Genomic DNA, 16885 nt, shown 5'->3' on the forward strand with positions numbered 1-16885 from the left:
ACCCTTCGCGACTGGGCGTACATAAAAGGAGTAACACCCCGTGGATCTGAACATCGGCATCGTCGGTTTCGGTGCGCGCTCCACCCTGTGGAAGGAAGCGCACAAGCCGGGTCGCGGCTCGCGGGTGACGGCCGTGTGCGACCTCGCAGAGCGTTCGCGCGCCGAGGCGCGCGAAGCGCTTCCGGAGGCGCTGGTGACCGCGTCCCTCGATGAGCTTCTCGCGAGCGGAATCGACGCCGTGATGGTGCTCACTCCGGACCACCAGCACGCGTCCGTCGCGATCGCGGCGCTCGAGGCGGGCGTCCCCGTCTTCTGCGAGAAGCCGCTCGCGGTGACCCTCGACGACGCCGATGCGATTCTCGAGACCGCTCGCCGGACGGGCACCCGTCTCTACGTCGGCCACAACATGCGACACATGTCGGTCGTGCTGCTCATGCGGCGGCTCATCCTCGAGGGCCGAATCGGGGAGGTGAAAGCGGTGTGGTGCCGCCACTTCGTCGGCAACGGCGGCGACTACTACTTCAAGGACTGGCACGCGGAGCGCGAGAAGACGACGGGCCTCCTGCTGCAGAAGGGCGCGCACGACCTCGACGTCATCCATTGGCTCGCCGGCGCTTACACGACCGAGGTGCAGGCCATGGGTGCGCTCAGCGTCTACGGCGACATCGACGATCGCCGTGACCGCTCTGGCGAACGCATGCGCGACTGGTTCAGCCTCGACAACTGGCCGCCGACCGCGCAGACCGGCCTCAACCCCGTCGTCGATGTCGAGGACATCTCGATGGTCAACATGCGCCTGTCCAACGGCGTGCTCGCGAGCTACCTGCAGTGCCACTTCACGCCGGACTATTGGCGCAACTACACGGTCATCGGTACCGCCGGCCGCATCGAGAACCTCGGTGATGTGTCGGGATCGGAGGTGCGCCTGTGGAACCGCCGTCACCACGGCGCTGCGCCGGCCGACGAGACCTTCATCGTCCCGGCCGCACCCGAGGACACCGGACACGACGGCGCCGACGCGCTGCTCATCGCGGAGTTCCTGCGATTCGTGCGAGTCGGAGGTCTGACCGAGACCTCGCCGGTCGCCGCCCGTGAGGCTGTCGCGGTGGGGATCCTCGCCACCGCGTGCCTCCGGGGGGACGGCGAAACCTGCAGCGTTCCGACGCTTGACCCGGACCTGGTTTCCTACTTCGAAGCCGGACAGGTCGAACAGGCGACGGCGACGGCCTGACCCCCGCCCGTGCCGACGTCCGCGCAGCCCCCCTCACCGTCATGCCACCACTTTGCGAAACGCGTAGCCGTACGAAGCGGTGCGTTAACCAGTTGGAGATCCATTGAAGGCCCTCTACAAATCCGCCCCCGGTGCAGGATTCGAGTTCGTCGACCGCCCCGAACCCGACCCGGGCACCGCCGATGTGAAGATCCGGGTGCTGCGCACCGGCATCTGCGGTACCGACCTGCACATTGAGAAGTGGGACGACTGGGCCGCGTCGACCATCAAGACGCCACTCGTGCCGGGACACGAGTTCTACGGTGAGGTCGTCGAGGTTGGTCAATCCGTGCGCGACGTCGCGGTGGGCGATCTGGTGTCGGGGGAGGGTCACGTGGTCTGCGGCACGTGCCGCAACTGCCGCGCCGGCCGGCGGCAGATGTGCATCCGTACGCAGGGCGTCGGCCTGCACCGTGACGGGGCGTTCGCCGAGTACGTCGTGATTCCGGCCGAGAACGTGTGGGTGCACCACGCGCCCGTGCACCCCGAAGTGGGGGCGATCTTCGACCCGTTGGGCAACGCGGTGCACACCGCGCTCGCATTCGCGCTCGTGGGCGAGGACGTGCTGGTCGCGGGCTGCGGGCCGATCGGATTGATGTCGATCGCGGTCGCCCGCACCGTGGGTGCGCGCTTCATCGTCGCGACAGATGTGTCGCCGGCACGCCTCGAGCTCGCGCGTCGTATGGGCGCCGACGACGTCGTCGACGTCTCGAGCGAACGCGTGAGCGCGGCGCAGGTCCGGCTCGGCATGCGAGAGGGCTTCGACGTCGGCTTCGAGATGTCGGGATCGCCGAAGGCGCTGCCCGAAATGATGGAGAACATGAATCACGGCGGTCGCATCGCGATGCTGGGGCTGCCCAGCGAGCCCTTCGCGGTCGATTGGGGCAAGGTCGTCACCCACATGCTCACCGTGAAGGGCATCTATGGGCGCGAGATGTTCGAGACCTGGAACTCGATGTCCGCGATGCTGCAGACGAGCGAGCCGCTGCGCGATGCGGTCGCGAGTGTCATCTCAGACCGCTTTCCCGCGCGGGAATGGCGTACCGCGTTCGATGCCGCCGCCTCCGCCGGTGCGGGCAAGATGATCCTCGACTGGACCGAAGTATAGGAACGGGTGGACTGAACATGTACGGAGACGTCAAGGAGCAGTTGCGCCTCGAGCTCGATGAGATCGAGGCCGCGGGGCTCACCAAGCGAGAGCGCGGCATCCGCGGGCCGCAGTCCTCCGGGATCGAGGTCGCGGGTCGGCAGATGCTGAACTTCTGCGCCAACAACTACCTCGGCCTGGCCGATGACCCGCGCATCGTCGCGGCAGCGCACCGTGGACTCGATGAGTGGGGCTACGGACTCGCCAGCGTGCGGTTCATCTGCGGCACGCAGGAGCTGCACCTCGAACTCGAGCGGCAGGTGTCTCGGTTTCTCGGCTACGACGACACGATCTTGTTCTCGTCGTGCTTCGACGCGAACGGCGGCGTCTTCGAGACGCTCTTCGGACCCGATGACGCGATCATCTCCGATGAGCTGAACCATGCGTCGATCATCGACGGCATCCGCCTCTCGAAGGCCAAGCGGTTCCGCTACAAGAACCGTGACCTCGTCGACCTCGAGGCGCAACTTGTTGCGGCAGGTGACGCCCGCCGTAAGACCATCGTCACCGACGGCGTCTTCTCGATGGACGGCTATATCGCGCCGCTTCGGGAGATCTGCGACCTCGCCGACCGGTACGGCGCGCTCGTGTTCGTTGACGACTCGCACGCCGTCGGCTTCATCGGCGACCACGGCCGCGGGACCCCCGAGTACTGTGGGGTCGAGGGCCGGGTCGACATCACGACCGGCACCTTCGGCAAGGCCCTCGGTGGGGCGTCGGGCGGCTACGTCGCCGCCCGCCAGGAGATCGTCGACCTGCTGCGTCAACGTGCACGGCCCTACCTCTTCTCTAACACGCTCGCCCCTGCGATCGTCGCCGGCACGATCGAGGCGCTGTCTCTGCTCGCAGGCTCCGGCGTGCTGCGGGGGCGGCTGAAGGCGAACGCCGCGCTGTTCCGGGAGCTCATGGAGGTTGCGGGGTTCGATCTGCTGCCCGGTGAGCACCCGATCGTGCCGGTCATGTTCGGCGACGCACCCGTCACGGCACGCATCGCCGACGCGCTGCAGGAGCGCGGGGTGTACGTCGCGGCGTTCTCGTATCCGGTCGTTCCGAAGGGCGCCGCGCGCATTCGTGTGCAGCTGTCGGCGGCGCACACAGAGGAGGACATCCGCGCCTGCGTGGAGGCCTTCGTCGAGGCGCGGCGGGCCGTGCTTGCGGTGGCGCAAACGTGAAGTTCGCTCAGCGCGCGACGGCGCGGGCGACGCCGGCGTTGCGCAGGCCGCGACCCACGGCGAGCCCGACCGCCGTCCACGCCACCGGTCCCAGCACCGACACGGTCAGGTAGGTCACCTGCGCCCACGGCGCCATCGAGCCGAGGTCGGCGACCATCGCGACGACGACAGCGACGATGGCGCCGAGGATGACCGCCGAGATGAAGAAGCGCCACGGCTGCCACACCCGGTAGCGGGTGGCGGCGGCGACGAGCTCCTGGATGCCGCCGAACAGCAGGGCGGTGCCGATGAACCGCAGCGCCCAGTGCGGCGCCATCGCTGCGCCGACGAGGGCGGCCATGAGGTGCGCGAGGAGCGCGACCCACGGCAGGCGCAGCGCCTCCTGGGCGATGATGCCTGGCAGCACGTGCACGCCGAGGACGATGCCGTAGATGATCGGAAGGCTCGCGATCACCAGCGGCGTCAGCCAGCTGCCGATGGCGGCCATGATCCCGGTGGCGACGCCGATCGCCGCGCAGGTCAGCAGAACGCGCGTCGAGAGTCGGGATGCCGTGGACACCCGTCCAGGCTATCCCGCAGCGCCTTGGCGGCGGGCGTGAGCGAGACCGGAGAAAACCCGGAGATCGCTCGGCGTCCGCTCAGAGCGGGCGGCGGGATGCCGCCGCAGTGTCGCTCAGATCCGGCGCCGCCGGCGGGTGAGCCGCACGCCCGGCAGGGGCGGCGCGGGCACGCGCTCGGCGCCGTGTCCCACGACGTGGCCGAACCGGTCGGAGTCGGCCTCCCACGCCTCGCGCGCCTCGACGATCTCTTCGTGGGTGCGGCCGACGAAGTTCCACCACATGACGATGTCGCTCTCGAAGGGCTCCCCACCCAAGAGGAAGAGCGTCGCCGGCTCGTCGGTCGTGACTTCCACCCCGGCAGCGCCCGGCGGGACGTACAGCAGCTGCTGCGGCGCGACGTCGACGGCATCCTGCCCATCGGGGTGCACGCGCACCGTGCCGCTGACGCCCGCCAGCCCGTGCTCCCATGGCCGCTCCAGGGGCAGGCGCACGCGGACCCCGGCGTCCAGGCGCACCTCCGCGCCGACGATGGGGGTGTAGACGGATGCCGGCGACGCGGTGCCCGCGAACGAGCCCATCACGACGGTCGCCTCGGCCCCGTCGCCGAGCGTCACCAGCGGGAGCGGCTCATGCTGTTCGAACGTGGGCGGGCCATGTCGGCGCGACTCCGGCAGCGCCACCCACAGCTGCAACGCGTCGAGGGGAATCGGGTCGTCGCCGAGTGAGTACTCGGAATGGGCGATGCCGGCGCCGCTGGTCATGAGGTCGAGCGCGCCACGGCGCACGATCACGTCGCTGCCCACGGTGTCGCGGTGGTGCACCTCGCCGGCGAGCGGCCAGGTCACCGTCTGCAGGCCGATGTGCGGATGGGGCTCGACGCGCATCACGGTCGACTGCGGCCCGAAGCGGTCCAGGAAGCACCACGCACCCACCATCGGCAGCTGCCGCTGCGGCAGGCTGCGGTGAACCCGCATGGCGCGCAGGCCTCCGAGCGGCACCTCCCGCGCCTCGAGCAGCAGCACGCCGGTGTCTCGGCCGGTGGCCGGTGGCACATCGGCGGACGCGTCGGCCGGTGCGGCCTCGGCGTCCCAGCGGCTCATGAGTCGGCGTCGTCCGGATCGGTGCGACCGAGGTCGGCCACCAGCGGCCAGTGCACGGTGAGGCCAGGCACGTCGTTCTCCTTGAGATAGGAGGCGACGAAGGGGCACAGCGGCTCGACCTCCTGGCCGCGGGAAGCGACATCCGTCATCGCCTCGGCGATGAGCGTGGTGGCAAGTCCGCGCCCGCGGAACGCCGGATCGATCTCGGTGTGGTCGAAGCGCAGACGGCCGTGCTCGTCGGGTTCGTACCCGGCGAAGCCCGCCAGCACGTCGCCGACACGGATCTCGTAGCGGCTTTCGGTGTCGTCGCGCATCACGGAGGTGGGGGTGTCGAGCTGGGCCATGGTGGCTCCTTCCGGTCTGTGGTCCCAACGTAGGCGGGTGGACGGATGTTCCGCGAGGTCGGCGGGTAGCCGTTCCTCGCGCGCCACCGCCGTTCGTCGCGCAACCTCGACCGTTCGTCGCATGACCGCGGCACCGCCCGGTCGCAGTCGCCGCAGCGATCTCTACCGTGGACCGACGCAACGTCGCGTGCCCAAGGAGATCCGATGACCTCTCGTTCCCAGACGCCCCCAGACGGCTCCTCGGCGGCCCTCGCCGCCGACCTTCCGCCCGTCGCCGTCCCCGAAGCCGAGCTCGAGCGCGAAGCGCGCTGGACGCTGCCCAAGATCCTGCTGTGGGCCGCGATCGCGCTGCTGGGCGGCCTCGCGTGGGTCATGCTCGCGGTCGTACGCGGCGAGACGGTCAACGCGATCTGGTTCGTGTTCGCCGCCGTCTGCACGTACCTGATCGGCTACCGCTTCTACTCCAAGGTGATCGAGAAGCACATCACCCGCCCCGACGACCGTCGGGCGACCCCGGCGGAGTACCGGCAGGACGGCAAAGACTACGTCCCCACCGATCGTCGCGTGCTCTACGGCCACCACTTCGCCGCGATCGCCGGCGCAGGACCGCTCGTCGGCCCGGTGCTCGCGGCGCAGATGGGATACCTCCCCGGCACGATCTGGATCATCGTCGGCGTCATCCTCGCCGGTGCCGTGCAGGACTACCTCGTGCTCTTCTTCTCGATGCGCAGGGGTGGCCGCACGATCGGCCAGATGGCGCGGGACGAGCTCGGTCGCATCGGCGGCACAGCGGCGATCCTCGCCTCTCTGCTCATCATGATCATCATCGTGGCGATCCTGGCGCTGGTCGTCGTCAACGCCCTCGGGGAGAGCCCGTGGGGCGTGTTCAGCGTTTCGATGACGATCCCCATCGCCCTGTTCATGGGCTGCTACCTGCGGTGGATCCGTCCGGGCCGCATCACCGAGATCTCGATCATCGGCTTCGTGCTGCTGATCGCAGCGATCGTCGCGGGCGGCTGGATCGCCGACACCGAATGGGGCGCCGCGATCTTCACCCTCGACCGCACGACCATCGCGGTCGGCATCATCATCTACGGCTTCATCGCCGCGGTGCTGCCGGTATGGCTGCTGCTGGCGCCGCGGGACTACCTGTCGACCTTCATGAAGATCGGCGTCATCGTCATGCTCGCCGCTGCGATCGTGTTCGTGCGCCCGGAGATCACCACGCCGGCGTTTAGCGAGTTCGCCGGCGGAGAGCTGGGGCCGGTCTTCTCCGGTCCGATCTTCCCGTTCCTCTTCGTCACGATCGCGTGCGGCGCCCTGTCGGGGTTCCACGCCCTGATCGCGTCGGGCACCACGCCGAAGCTCATCGAGAAGGAGCGACAGACGCGCTTCATCGGCTACGGCGGCATGCTCATGGAGTCGTTCGTGGCGATCATGGCCCTGGTCGCCGCGATCTCGATCGACCGCGGCATCTACTTCGCCATGAACGCCTCGGCCGCGGCGACCCTCGGCACCGTCGAGGGCGCGGTCGCCTTCGTCAACGGGCTGGGGCTGTCGGGTGTGAACCTCACGCCCGAGATGCTCACCTCCACCGCCGCGGCGGTGGGCGAAGAGAGCATCATCTCCCGCACCGGCGGCGCTCCGACCCTGGCGCTCGGCCTCGCGCACATCATGCAGCAGGCCGTGGGCGGCCAGGCGATGATGGCGTTCTGGTATCACTTCGCGATCATGTTCGAGGCGCTGTTCATCCTGACGGCGGTGGATGCCGGCACGCGCGTGGCCCGCTTCATGCTGCAGGACTCGATCGGGGTGGTGATCCCGAAGTTCCGCGACGTGTCGTGGCGACCCGGGGTGTGGATCTGCACCGGGGTCATGGTCGCCGGCTGGGGTGCGATCCTGATCCTCGGCGTGACCGATCCGCTCGGCGGCATCAACACGTTCTTCCCGCTGTTCGGCATCGCCAACCAGCTGCTGGCCGCCATCGCGCTGGCCGTGGTGCTGGCCATCGTCGCCAAGCGGGGCAAGAGCTACGCGAAGTGGCTGTGGATCATCGTGTTGCCGCTGGGATTCACGGCGGTCGTCACGATCACCGCGTCGATGTACAAGATCTTCTCCCCGGTTCCGCAGGTGGGCTACTGGGCCAACAACACCGCATTCCGCCAGGCGCTCGCCGACGGCGAGACGTCGTTCGGCACTGCCCCGACGGTCGCGGCGATGGAGGCGGTCGTGCGCAACACCGCAGTGCAGGGAACGCTGTCGATCATCTTCGTCACGCTGGCGATCATCGTCATCGCCACCTCGGCGATCGTCACGGTCAAGGCCGTCCGCGCCGGCGGCGGCGACGACCACGAAGACCCGCCGGTGCCGTCGCGTCGCTTCGCCCCGGCCGGGTTCATCGCAACCAAGGCCGAGCGCGAGATCGAGCGCGAGTGGGAAGAGCTTCCGGCTGATCGCCGGCCGGTACAAGGCGGCCGTCACTGATCGGGGGACCGGTGACGGGCCGGGCGGATGCCGCAGCCACGCCGCACGAGGGACTCATCGCCCTCGTGCGGCGGGTGGGCCGCGGCATCCGTTGGTATGTCGAGACGCTCATGGGCGACCGCGCCTACGCGACCTACCTCGCGCACCACTGTCAGCAGCACCCGGATGAGCTGGCGCTGACGGAGCGGCAGTTCTGGCGCGAGCGGATGGACGACCAGGACCGCAATCCCGGCGCGCGCTGCTGCTGACCGGGTCGCCGTCGCCGCGTGCGTAGCATCGGGGGCGTGATCGACGTGCTCGTCGCCGACGACGAAACACCCGCCCGCGCCGAACTCGTTGCGCTGCTGGGAAGCGACGAGCGCATCGGCACGGTGCACGCGGTGGCCGAGGCAGCGGAGGCGCTGCGTCTGCTGGAACGCCGCCCTGTGGCCGCGGCGTTTCTCGAGATGCGCCTGCCGGGGATGTCGGGCCTGGACCTGGCCCGCCTGTTCGACCGGCACGAACCCCGACCCGCGATCGTGTTCGTCACCGCCGACGCAACCGGCGCCGTGGAGGCGTTCGACGTGCACGCGCTGGACTACGTGCTCAAACCCGTGCGGCCCGAGCGCCTGCGGCGCGCGGTGGACCGGATCGTCGCGGCGGTCGCGGCGCCGCGGCCCGCGCCGGCCGACGAGACGGTGGCCGTCACGGTCGGTCAGGCCGTGAGGCTGGTGCGGCGCAGCGAGGTGCGCTGGGTGCACGCCGAGGGCGACTATTCGCGGCTGTGGACGCCATCGGGCGGGCACCTCGTGCGCATCCCGATCTCGGAGCTCGGGCGGCGATGGGCGCATGCCGGGTTCGTGCGCGTGCACCGCTCGTACCTGGTGCAGCGCGACGCTGTGGTCGAGATACGCCTGGCCGGTGCGGCGCCCACCTTGGTGCTCGCAGAGATCGAACTCCCGGTCAGCCGCCGTCTGGCGCGCAGCGTCCGGGAGCGACTCGTGCGACCGGCGTGAGGGTGCTCGCGCAACGGCGCCGGGGGCGAGCGTGGGCCGAACGCCGCCTCGCGCGCCGTCACCGGCCCGAGCGTCAGGCAGACTCGACAGGGTGAGCCTTCTCGACGCCGTCCGTGCCGCCCCCGATCCCGACGGGGTCTACGACGCCTTCGTCTCGTGGGCCTCCGAGCGTGGGTTCGCGCTGTACCCGGCGCAGGACGAGGCCGTCATGGAGCTCGTCTCGGGCGCGAACGTCGTGCTGTCGACACCGACCGGCACCGGCAAGTCCCTCGTCGCGATCGCGGCGCACGCGGCATCCCTCGCCCAGGGCGGGCGCACCTATTACACCGCCCCCATCAAGGCACTCGTCAGCGAGAAGTTCTTCGCGCTGGTCGACATCTTCGGCGCCGAGAACGTCGGCATGGTCACGGGCGACTCGTCGGTCAATCCAGAGGCGCCGATCGTCTGCTGCACGGCGGAGATCCTCGCGAACATCGCCCTGCGTCAGGGCGCCGATGCCGACGTCGACCAGGTCGTGATGGACGAGTTCCACTACTACGGCGATCTCGAGCGCGGGTGGGCGTGGCAGGTGCCCCTGCTGCTGCTGCCCCGCGCCCAGTTCCTGCTCATGTCGGCGACGCTAGGGGACGTCACCCACATCGCCGACGACCTCACGCGGCGCACCGGCCGCCCCACCGCGATGGTCACCGGGGTGGAGCGCCCCGTGCCGCTGCACTTCTCCTACGAGCGGCGCCCCGTGCACGAGGTGGTCGCGTCGCTCCTGGACGAGAAGGAGCGCCCGGTGTACATCGTGCACTTCTCGCAGGCCGCCGCTCTCGAGCGGGCGCAGGCCCTCGCCAACGGCAAGGTCGCCTCGCGCGAGCAGCGGGATGCCATCGGCGAGGCCATCGGCGGCTTCCGCTTCAACACCGCCTTCGGAAAGACCCTCTCGCGGCTCGTCCGTGCCGGCATCGGCGTGCACCACGCGGGCATGCTGCCGCGGTACCGGCGCCTCGTCGAGACGCTCGCCCAGCGGGGTCTGCTGCAGGTCATCTGCGGCACCGACACACTCGGGGTCGGCATCAACGTCCCCATCCGCACCGTCGTCATCACGGCGCTGTCGAAGTACGACGGCACGAAGATGCGCCAGCTCTCCGCCCGCGAGTTCCACCAGGTCGCCGGACGCGCGGGCCGCGCCGGCTACGACCCCTACGGCAACGTCGTCGTGATGGCGCCGGAGTGGGAGATCGAGAACGAGGCGGCGCTGCGCAGAGCCGGCGACGACGCCGCCAAGCGCAAGAAGATCGTGCGCAAGAAGGCGCCCACCGGCGTCGTCAACTGGGGTCTCGGGTCGTACGAGCGGCTCATCCAGGCCCAGCCCGAGCCGCTCGTGCCGCACCTGCAGCTCACCGCCGCGATGCTCATCAACGTCATCGGCCGGGGCGGCGACGTCTTCGGCAACGTGCGGTCGCTGGTCTTCGACAACCACGAGCCGCGCTGGCGGCAGTACGAGCTCGCCCGCCGCGCGCTGGCGATCTTCCGCACGCTCGTGGCGGCGGGGATCGTGGAATCGAGGCCGGACGGCATCCGCCTCACCGTCGACCTGCAGCCGAACTTCGCGCTCAACCAGCCGCTGTCGCCGTTCGCGCTCGCCGCCATCGAGCTGCTCGACCGCGACGTCGAGCTCGGGCGGGGGGCGGATGCCGCCGCCGGCGGGGTCGGCACCGGCCACTACGCCCTCGACGTCGTCAGCGTCATCGAGGCGACCCTCGACGACCCCCGCGCGATCCTGAACCAGCAGGAGTACAAGGCGCGCGGCGAAGCGGTCGCGGCGATGAAGCGCGACGGCATCGAGTACGAGGAGCGCATGGAGCTTCTCGAGGAGATCACCTACCCCAAGCCACTGGCCGACCTGCTCGGGCAGTCGTTCGAGGTGTTCGCGTCGAGCCAGCCGTGGGTGCGCGACTTCCACCTGTCGCCGAAGTCGATCGTGCGCGACATGTACGAGCGGGCCCTGTCGTTCGGCGAGTTCGTCGCGCTCTACCAACTCGGCCGCAGCGAGGGGCTCGTGCTGCGCTACCTCAGCGACGCGTTCCGCGCGATCCGCCAGACCGTGCCGGCCGAAGCCCGCACGGACGACCTGCTCGATGTCATCGAATGGCTCGGCGAGCTGGTGCGCCAGGTGGATTCCAGCCTCGTCGACGAGTGGGAGGCGCTGACCCACCCGACCGACGACCCCGACGCGCCGGTCGTTCCGCCCGCGCCGCCGTCGGTGCTGACCAACCGGCGCGCGTTCACGGTGCTCGTGCGCAACGAGATGTTCCGGCGCGTGCGCCTGGCCGCGCTGCAGGACGACGCGGCGCTGGAGGCGCTCGACCCCGACGTGGGCTGGCCCGATCGCCTCGACGCGTACTACGACGAGCACGAGGAGATCCTGGTGGGCGGGCCGGCGCGCTCGCCCGGGCTCTGCATGATCGACGAGTCGGATGCCGCCGAGGGCCTCTGGCGCGTGGACCAGATCATCGACGACCCGGCGGGCAACCACGACTGGCGCATCCGGGCGGAGGTGGACCTCGCGGCATCCGCCGAGGAGGGCGCCGCCGTCGTACGCGTCACCGAGGTCGTGCGGCTGTAGCGGCCGTTGCGGGCGGCTCGCCTGTCGCAATGTGTCGCTTCGGGCGCCGGGAAGCGACGAATCGCGACAGGCGAGCGCGTGGTGGAAGCGGTGGGGTGGCCCGGCGGTGCGCCGACGGGCCGACGCGAGCAGAATGGGGCCGTGGCGACCTACCTGGCGTTCCTGCGGGCGATCAACCTGGGCGCGAGGCGCGTCTTCCCGAAGGAGGACATCCGTCGGGTGGTCCAAGAGGCGGGCTTCGCGGATGCCGCGACGTACATCAACACCGGCAACGTGCGCTTCACCACCGCCATGCGCTCGCGCGCCCGCATCGAAGACCGGCTCGAGCGGGCTTTCGCGGCGGACCGGGGGTTCGACGTGCCCGCGATCGTGTTCTCCCGCGACGAGTTCGCAGAGATCGCTGACGTCACCCGAGAGCTTTCGGCATCCCACCCCGGCCTGGCGCGCCACTACGTCTACCTGCTGAAGCAGGAGCTCACAGCCGAGGCGATCGCCGCGATCGAGGGCGCCCCGTCGGACCTCGGCGAGATGGTGGTGCGCGGCCGGGCAGCGCACGCGCTGTTGCGGCCCGGCTATCAGGAGGGCGCCGTCGATCCGCTCGGGGCGGCGAAGCTGCTGGGGGTTGGGACCAACCGCAACGCGAATGTCGTGGCCGCCATCGCCGAGCGATGGTGCTGAGCACGGGTGTGGGAATGCACCGCCCGCACACCGTGGCTTTCCGGCGGGCCGCGGCGTAACCTGTCGCCACCGACGGAGGTGATCCGATGGCCCGGTGGAGACGGCGACGACAGCGCGAGCCTTATGCCGCGGTGACGGACGAAGAGCGTATGTCGCGCTATGTGTACCTGCTCGGGACGCTCCCGCCCACCGTGATCGAGCGGGCGCATGAGGCGGCGTTCGGCCGTCTGCCGCTCGAGCAGCGGCAGGAGATGTTCGCGAAGCTGCGGCCCTTTATGTCCGAGCGGGAGCGGGTGCGTGAGCCTCAGCCGGCCCTGCTGGCGAGCGTGCTGCAGCGGCTGGCGGTCACCGGTTCGTCGGGCGCGCGCGGGAGTCTCGCCGTAGCGGAGGGCGACCGTCGCGCCGACGGCTCCGGCGGGCGTGCGGAGCACCCCGGCATCTGGCCGTTCGACGATCCGATCCTGATCGCCCTCGTGGCCGGGCACTTTCTGACGTCGGCGACGCTCGTTTCGTACTTCTCCGTCGGCGCCGGGTCGCTGGCCCTTGCGGGCGAACCCGCGTGGGTGGGCGAGATCGCGGGCGTGCCGGCCGACGGGGCCGGTGGCGGCTTCGGCGGTGACGGCGGATTCGGCGGGATGGACGGCGGCGGCTTCGGCGGCGGATTCGACGGCGGCGGCGGCTTCGGGGGATGACTCCAGCTCCGTGTCAGCGGCGCTGGGTAGGGTATTCGGGTGAGGGACGGGCGAGAGACGACGGATGCCGGCTGGGCGCCGGTCGACGCACCCCCGTTCGATGACTTCGAACCCCCGCCCGACGAGTGGGCACCGCCCCCCGACGATGGGTGGATGCCTCCGCCTGACGAGGCATGGACCCCGCCGCGGGCTACGCCGTCGCGAGCTGCGGCGCCGTCGCGCCGGGGCCCGGACGTCACGGCATCCGCCGGTCTGGACCTGCCGCCGCGCCGGGAGTTCACCGGTGCAGACCCCGCGGCCGTGCTCAAGGAGGTCTTCGGGTACGACGCCTTCCGCGGCGACCAGGGCGAGGTCGTCGCGCATGTCGTCGGCGGTGGTGACGCCGTCGTGCTCATGCCCACGGGTGCCGGCAAGTCGATCACCTACCAGGTGCCCGCCCTCGTGCGGCCCGGTACGGGCCTGGTGATCTCACCGCTCATCGCGCTGATGCACGACCAGGTCGACGCGCTGATCTCCAACGGCGTGCGGGCGGCGTACCTGAACTCCACGCAGTCGCCGGCCGAGCGCCAGGCGGTGGAGCGCGACTTCCTCGCGGGCGAGCTCGACCTCATCTACGTCGCGCCCGAGCGGCTCTCGCGCGCCCAGACGACCGCGCTGCTGCAGCGCGGAAAGCTCAGCGTCATCGCGATCGACGAGGCGCACTGCGTGTCGCAGTGGGGTCACGACTTCCGGCCCGACTACCTCGCCCTCGGCGATCTTGCGGAGCGTTTCCCCGGGGTTCCCCGCATGGCGCTCACCGCCACGGCGACGCGCGCGACGCATGAGGAGCTCACCCAGCGGCTGCACCTCCCCGAGGCGCGCCACTTCGTCGCGAGCTTCGACCGGCCCAACATCCAGTACCGCATCGTGCCGAAGGTCGACCCGCGCCGCCAGCTCGTGTCGTTCATCCGGTCCATGCCCGAGGGCTCCGCCGGCATCGTGTACGCGCTCAGCCGCAAGTCGGTCGAGCAGACCGCCGAGTACCTGCGCACGCAGGGCCTCGACGCGCTGCCCTACCACGCGGGGTTGGATGCCGGTATGCGGGCGCGGCACCAGTCCCGGTTCCTCCGCGAGGACGGCGTCGTGATGGTGGCGACGATCGCGTTCGGAATGGGGATCGACAAGCCCGACGTGCGCTTCGTCGCGCACATCGACCTGCCGAAGTCGGTCGAGGGGTACTACCAGGAGACCGGCCGCGCGGGGCGCGACGGCGAGCCGGCGATGGCGTGGATGGCCTACGGCCTCGGCGACGTGGTGCAGCAGCGACGGCTCATCGACCAGAGCCCCGGCGACCGCACCTTCAAGATGCGCATGGGGCAGCACCTCGACGCCATGCTGGCCCTCTGCGAGACCGTCGAGTGCCGCCGGCAGAACCTGCTGGGGTACTTCGGCCAGCAGTCCGAGCGCTGCGGCAACTGCGACACGTGTCTCGAAGCTCCGGAGACGTACGACGGCCTGGTGCCGGCGCAGAAGCTGCTGTCGACGATCGTGCGGCTGCAGCGCGAGCGCAACCAGTCGTTCGGCGCGGGGCACCTCATCGACATCCTGCGCGGCGCCGACACCGAGCGGATCCGGCAGCAGGGCCACGAGCGGCTCTCGACCTACGGGCTGGGGGCGGACCTCACCGACCAGGACTGGCGCTCGATCGTGCGGCAGCTGCTGGCCCGCGGCATCCTCGTCGCGCGCGGCGACTACGGCACGCTCGCGCTGGGCGAACCCGCCGCCGCCGTGCTGCGCGGCGAGGCCGACGTGCCGCTGCGCCGCGACACCATCGGGCGACCGGCGGCGGCTGCGCGGGTGCGCAAGGCGTCGGCGGCCGACAGCCTCGGCGAGGGCGATCGCGGGCTGTTCGAGGCCCTGCGTGCGTGGCGCGCCGAGACCGCTCGCGAGCAGGGCGTGCCGGCGTACATCGTCTTCGGCGACGCGACGCTGCGGGCGCTCGCCGAGCACCGCCCCCGCACGCTCGCGGACCTGGACGGCATCACGGGCATCGGCGCCAAGAAGCGCGAGGCCTACGGCGAGTCCGTGCTCGCCGTCATCGCCGCCGCCGAGTGAGTACTCGCGTCGCCGAGTGAGCCCCGCCGAGATACTCCTCATTTCGAGGGTGTTCATCCGCACGAGCAGGTCGAAGTCATTCGGATGCCAGCGTTCGAGAGTCACCACCACCGCTGCCCCCTCCCGGGACCGATTGAAGCCCGATCGCGGCGATCACTGCCAGAGTGTGCACCGGACGGTCACGGCGTTGCTCCTCGGCGGGGTCCTTTCCTGCGCACGACGATGACCAGTGCGGTGATGATCCCCGCGACGACGACCGCAACCAGGCCCACGGAGACGGCGATCCCCGCGGGGCCGAGCGGCCCGAGGGGGTCCGCCTGAACCGGTGCGGTCGCAGCATCCTCGTCGGCAGGGACCGGGGCGGCATCCTCCTCGGGCGAAGCGCCCGATTCGCGAGCGACGGCGTCGGCGACCTGCTCCGCGCTGGGGATGCCGTAGGGCCGATCCATCAGCGGACTCTCATCGGGGTAGCTCGTCGGGTCGCTCTGCAGCAGCGAGGCTGGCCATGCTGCACCGTAGCCGTAGCCGGTTTCGGGCTCGTAGGTGGGCGCATGGATGCTGCCGTTGGTCGAGTGGAGGAGCGCCTGCACGAGCTGGTTGCCCGTCGCCTCCGGGTGCTGCTGCGCGAGCAGGGCCAGCATGCCCGCGACAAGGGGGGTGGCCAGGGAGGAGCCGGATGTGGACCCGCTCTGCTCCCAGGCTCCGGCGGTCACGCCGACCGAAGGAAGGGCCACCCCCGCCGAGACGACGTGCGTCTCTTCCAGTGCGAACGGCTGCCCGGCGTCGTCGGTCTGAAGCTCGCCCGAGCTGTCGACCGCGCTGACGGCGAGGACGCCGTTGATCAGTCCCAGGGAGTTCTGCGTGAGGCCGGAGCCGGGGTTCGCCGTGGAATTGAGGATCACGATGCCCTTGGCGATCGCTTCGGCGATGACCGCGCCGTCGCCGACCTCGCTCTCCAGCGGCGAACCCACCGAGGTCGTGAAGATCTGGGCGCCGTCGTCGATGGCGCGCTGCAGTGCGAGCCCGAAGGGGCTGAGTTCGTCGGGACGCTCCCTCGTGGTGCAGCCGTTGCCGGCGGCTTCGACGCCCAGCCCATAGAACGTGACCTCGGCGTCGGGAACGATGCCGCGCACCCCGCCCGCGCCCTCTCCCGTGCCGATCAGCATCGCGGTCACGGTTGTGCCGTGCACGGCGCCGCGGGTGGCCTCGGCGCTGACAGCGGACTCGCCCTCCGCGCACAGCGTGCCGTCGGCGACGGTCAGATCGCGCTCCTCGAAGGCGGGGACGTCGGGATTGATCTGCGTGTCCATGACGGCGATCCGCACGCCGTCGCCCGTCCAACCCTGCTCATGCAGCGCGTCGATCCCGTAGGTGTCCCACCACCACAACGGCGCGGGCGCGGTCGATGCGGTGGCCACGCTGGACGGCCCCACCACCACGAGCGCGGCGGCAAGCGCAACGACGACTGCGCGGCTTGCGCGCCTTCCGGCATCCCCGTGTCGTTTCGACGACCTCACTGCGGACATCCTCCCTGTCGGCTCTCAGCCGTCGAAGACCCTGTGGCACCTCACCGGGCGCGGAGCGCCACACAGAAACCTAGAGGGATGCCGGTCGCCGTCGCCAACCTCGATCGAGGTCTTGACAAGGAGAACGGCAGGCCGGTTCGATCCGCGGTCAGGCATCCTGGCGAGCGAGGGGTCGTCGGCTCGCCACGCGAATACTCACTCGGCACCGC

At 70.4% G+C, this 16885-nt stretch carries 14 protein-coding genes; 10 read left to right on the forward strand and 4 right to left on the reverse strand.

Going from position 1 to position 16885, the window contains the following annotated elements; genetic code table 11:
* Nucleotides 1-40: 40 nt before the first annotated feature.
* The 3 genes from QNO21_RS00645 to QNO21_RS00655 all read left to right on the forward strand — a co-directional run bounded on the left by QNO21_RS00645 (nt 41) and on the right by QNO21_RS00655 (nt 3589).
* On the forward strand, nt 41-1231 hold the full coding sequence (locus tag QNO21_RS00645; RefSeq protein WP_257519787.1) for a Gfo/Idh/MocA family protein: 1191 nt from the start codon (nt 41-43) through the stop codon (nt 1229-1231).
* A 103-nt stretch (nt 1232-1334) separates the two neighbouring features.
* A complete protein-coding gene (gene tdh / locus QNO21_RS00650; protein WP_257519788.1) occupies nt 1335-2378 on the forward strand; it encodes an L-threonine 3-dehydrogenase in 1044 nt (347 codons plus the stop codon).
* Between the two features lie 17 nt (nt 2379-2395).
* Nucleotides 2396-3589, forward strand: a complete 1194-nt coding sequence (locus QNO21_RS00655; protein ID WP_257519789.1) for a glycine C-acetyltransferase — start codon at nt 2396-2398, stop codon at nt 3587-3589.
* A 7-nt stretch (nt 3590-3596) separates the two neighbouring features.
* Here the strand turns inward: QNO21_RS00655 and QNO21_RS00660 are convergent, their stop codons facing one another.
* The 3 genes from QNO21_RS00660 to QNO21_RS00670 form a co-directional block, all read right to left on the reverse strand.
* A complete protein-coding gene (locus tag QNO21_RS00660; protein WP_257516548.1) occupies nt 3597-4148 on the reverse strand; it encodes an ECF transporter S component in 552 nt (183 codons plus the stop codon).
* A 114-nt stretch (nt 4149-4262) separates the two neighbouring features.
* A complete protein-coding gene (locus QNO21_RS00665) occupies nt 4263-5249 on the reverse strand; it encodes a pirin family protein (RefSeq protein ID WP_257519791.1) in 987 nt (328 codons plus the stop codon).
* Entirely contained in the window at nt 5246-5593 is a 348-nt protein-coding gene (locus tag QNO21_RS00670; protein ID WP_257516546.1) for a GNAT family N-acetyltransferase, read from the reverse strand. The genes QNO21_RS00665 and QNO21_RS00670 overlap by 4 nt, the downstream gene beginning before the upstream one ends.
* Nucleotides 5594-5797: 204 nt before the next feature.
* Here QNO21_RS00670 and QNO21_RS00675 point away from each other — a divergent pair, with 204 nt between their 5' ends.
* From QNO21_RS00675 to recQ, 7 genes are all read left to right on the forward strand, one after another.
* On the forward strand, nt 5798-8077 hold the full coding sequence (locus QNO21_RS00675) for a carbon starvation CstA family protein (protein ID WP_257519792.1): 2280 nt from the start codon (nt 5798-5800) through the stop codon (nt 8075-8077).
* 11 nt (nt 8078-8088) lie between these two features.
* Complete coding sequence (locus tag QNO21_RS00680) at nt 8089-8325, forward strand: YbdD/YjiX family protein (RefSeq protein WP_257519793.1); 237 nt, start codon at nt 8089-8091, stop codon at nt 8323-8325.
* Nucleotides 8326-8361: 36 nt separating this feature from the next.
* On the forward strand, nt 8362-9072 hold the full coding sequence (locus tag QNO21_RS00685; protein WP_308211378.1) for a LytR/AlgR family response regulator transcription factor: 711 nt from the start codon (nt 8362-8364) through the stop codon (nt 9070-9072).
* A gap of 91 nt (nt 9073-9163) precedes the next feature.
* Nucleotides 9164-11686, forward strand: a complete 2523-nt coding sequence (locus QNO21_RS00690; protein ID WP_257519794.1) for a DEAD/DEAH box helicase — start codon at nt 9164-9166, stop codon at nt 11684-11686.
* 141 nt (nt 11687-11827) lie between these two features.
* Nucleotides 11828-12364, forward strand: coding sequence for a DUF1697 domain-containing protein (locus QNO21_RS00695; RefSeq protein WP_257519795.1), 537 nt, complete (start codon nt 11828-11830; stop codon nt 12362-12364).
* A gap of 149 nt (nt 12365-12513) precedes the next feature.
* The gene (locus tag QNO21_RS00700) at nt 12514-13056 is read left to right on the forward strand and encodes a hypothetical protein (protein ID WP_257519796.1); all 543 of its coding nucleotides are present in this window, start codon (nt 12514-12516) and stop codon (nt 13054-13056) included.
* Nucleotides 13057-13209: 153 nt separating this feature from the next.
* The gene (recQ, locus tag QNO21_RS00705) at nt 13210-15150 is read left to right on the forward strand and encodes a DNA helicase RecQ (protein ID WP_257519931.1); all 1941 of its coding nucleotides are present in this window, start codon (nt 13210-13212) and stop codon (nt 15148-15150) included.
* Nucleotides 15151-15329: 179 nt separating this feature from the next.
* Here recQ and QNO21_RS00710 read toward each other — a convergent pair whose 3' ends face one another.
* Nucleotides 15330-16667: a S8 family peptidase gene (locus tag QNO21_RS00710; protein ID WP_257519797.1), complete on the reverse strand. Its 1338-nt coding sequence runs from the start codon at nt 16665-16667 to the stop codon at nt 15330-15332.
* Nucleotides 16668-16885: the final 218 nt, after the last annotated feature.

The sequence above is a fragment of the Microbacterium sp. zg-Y818 genome (assembly GCF_030246905.1).
In the GTDB taxonomy this organism is placed as follows: domain Bacteria; phylum Actinomycetota; class Actinomycetes; order Actinomycetales; family Microbacteriaceae; genus Microbacterium.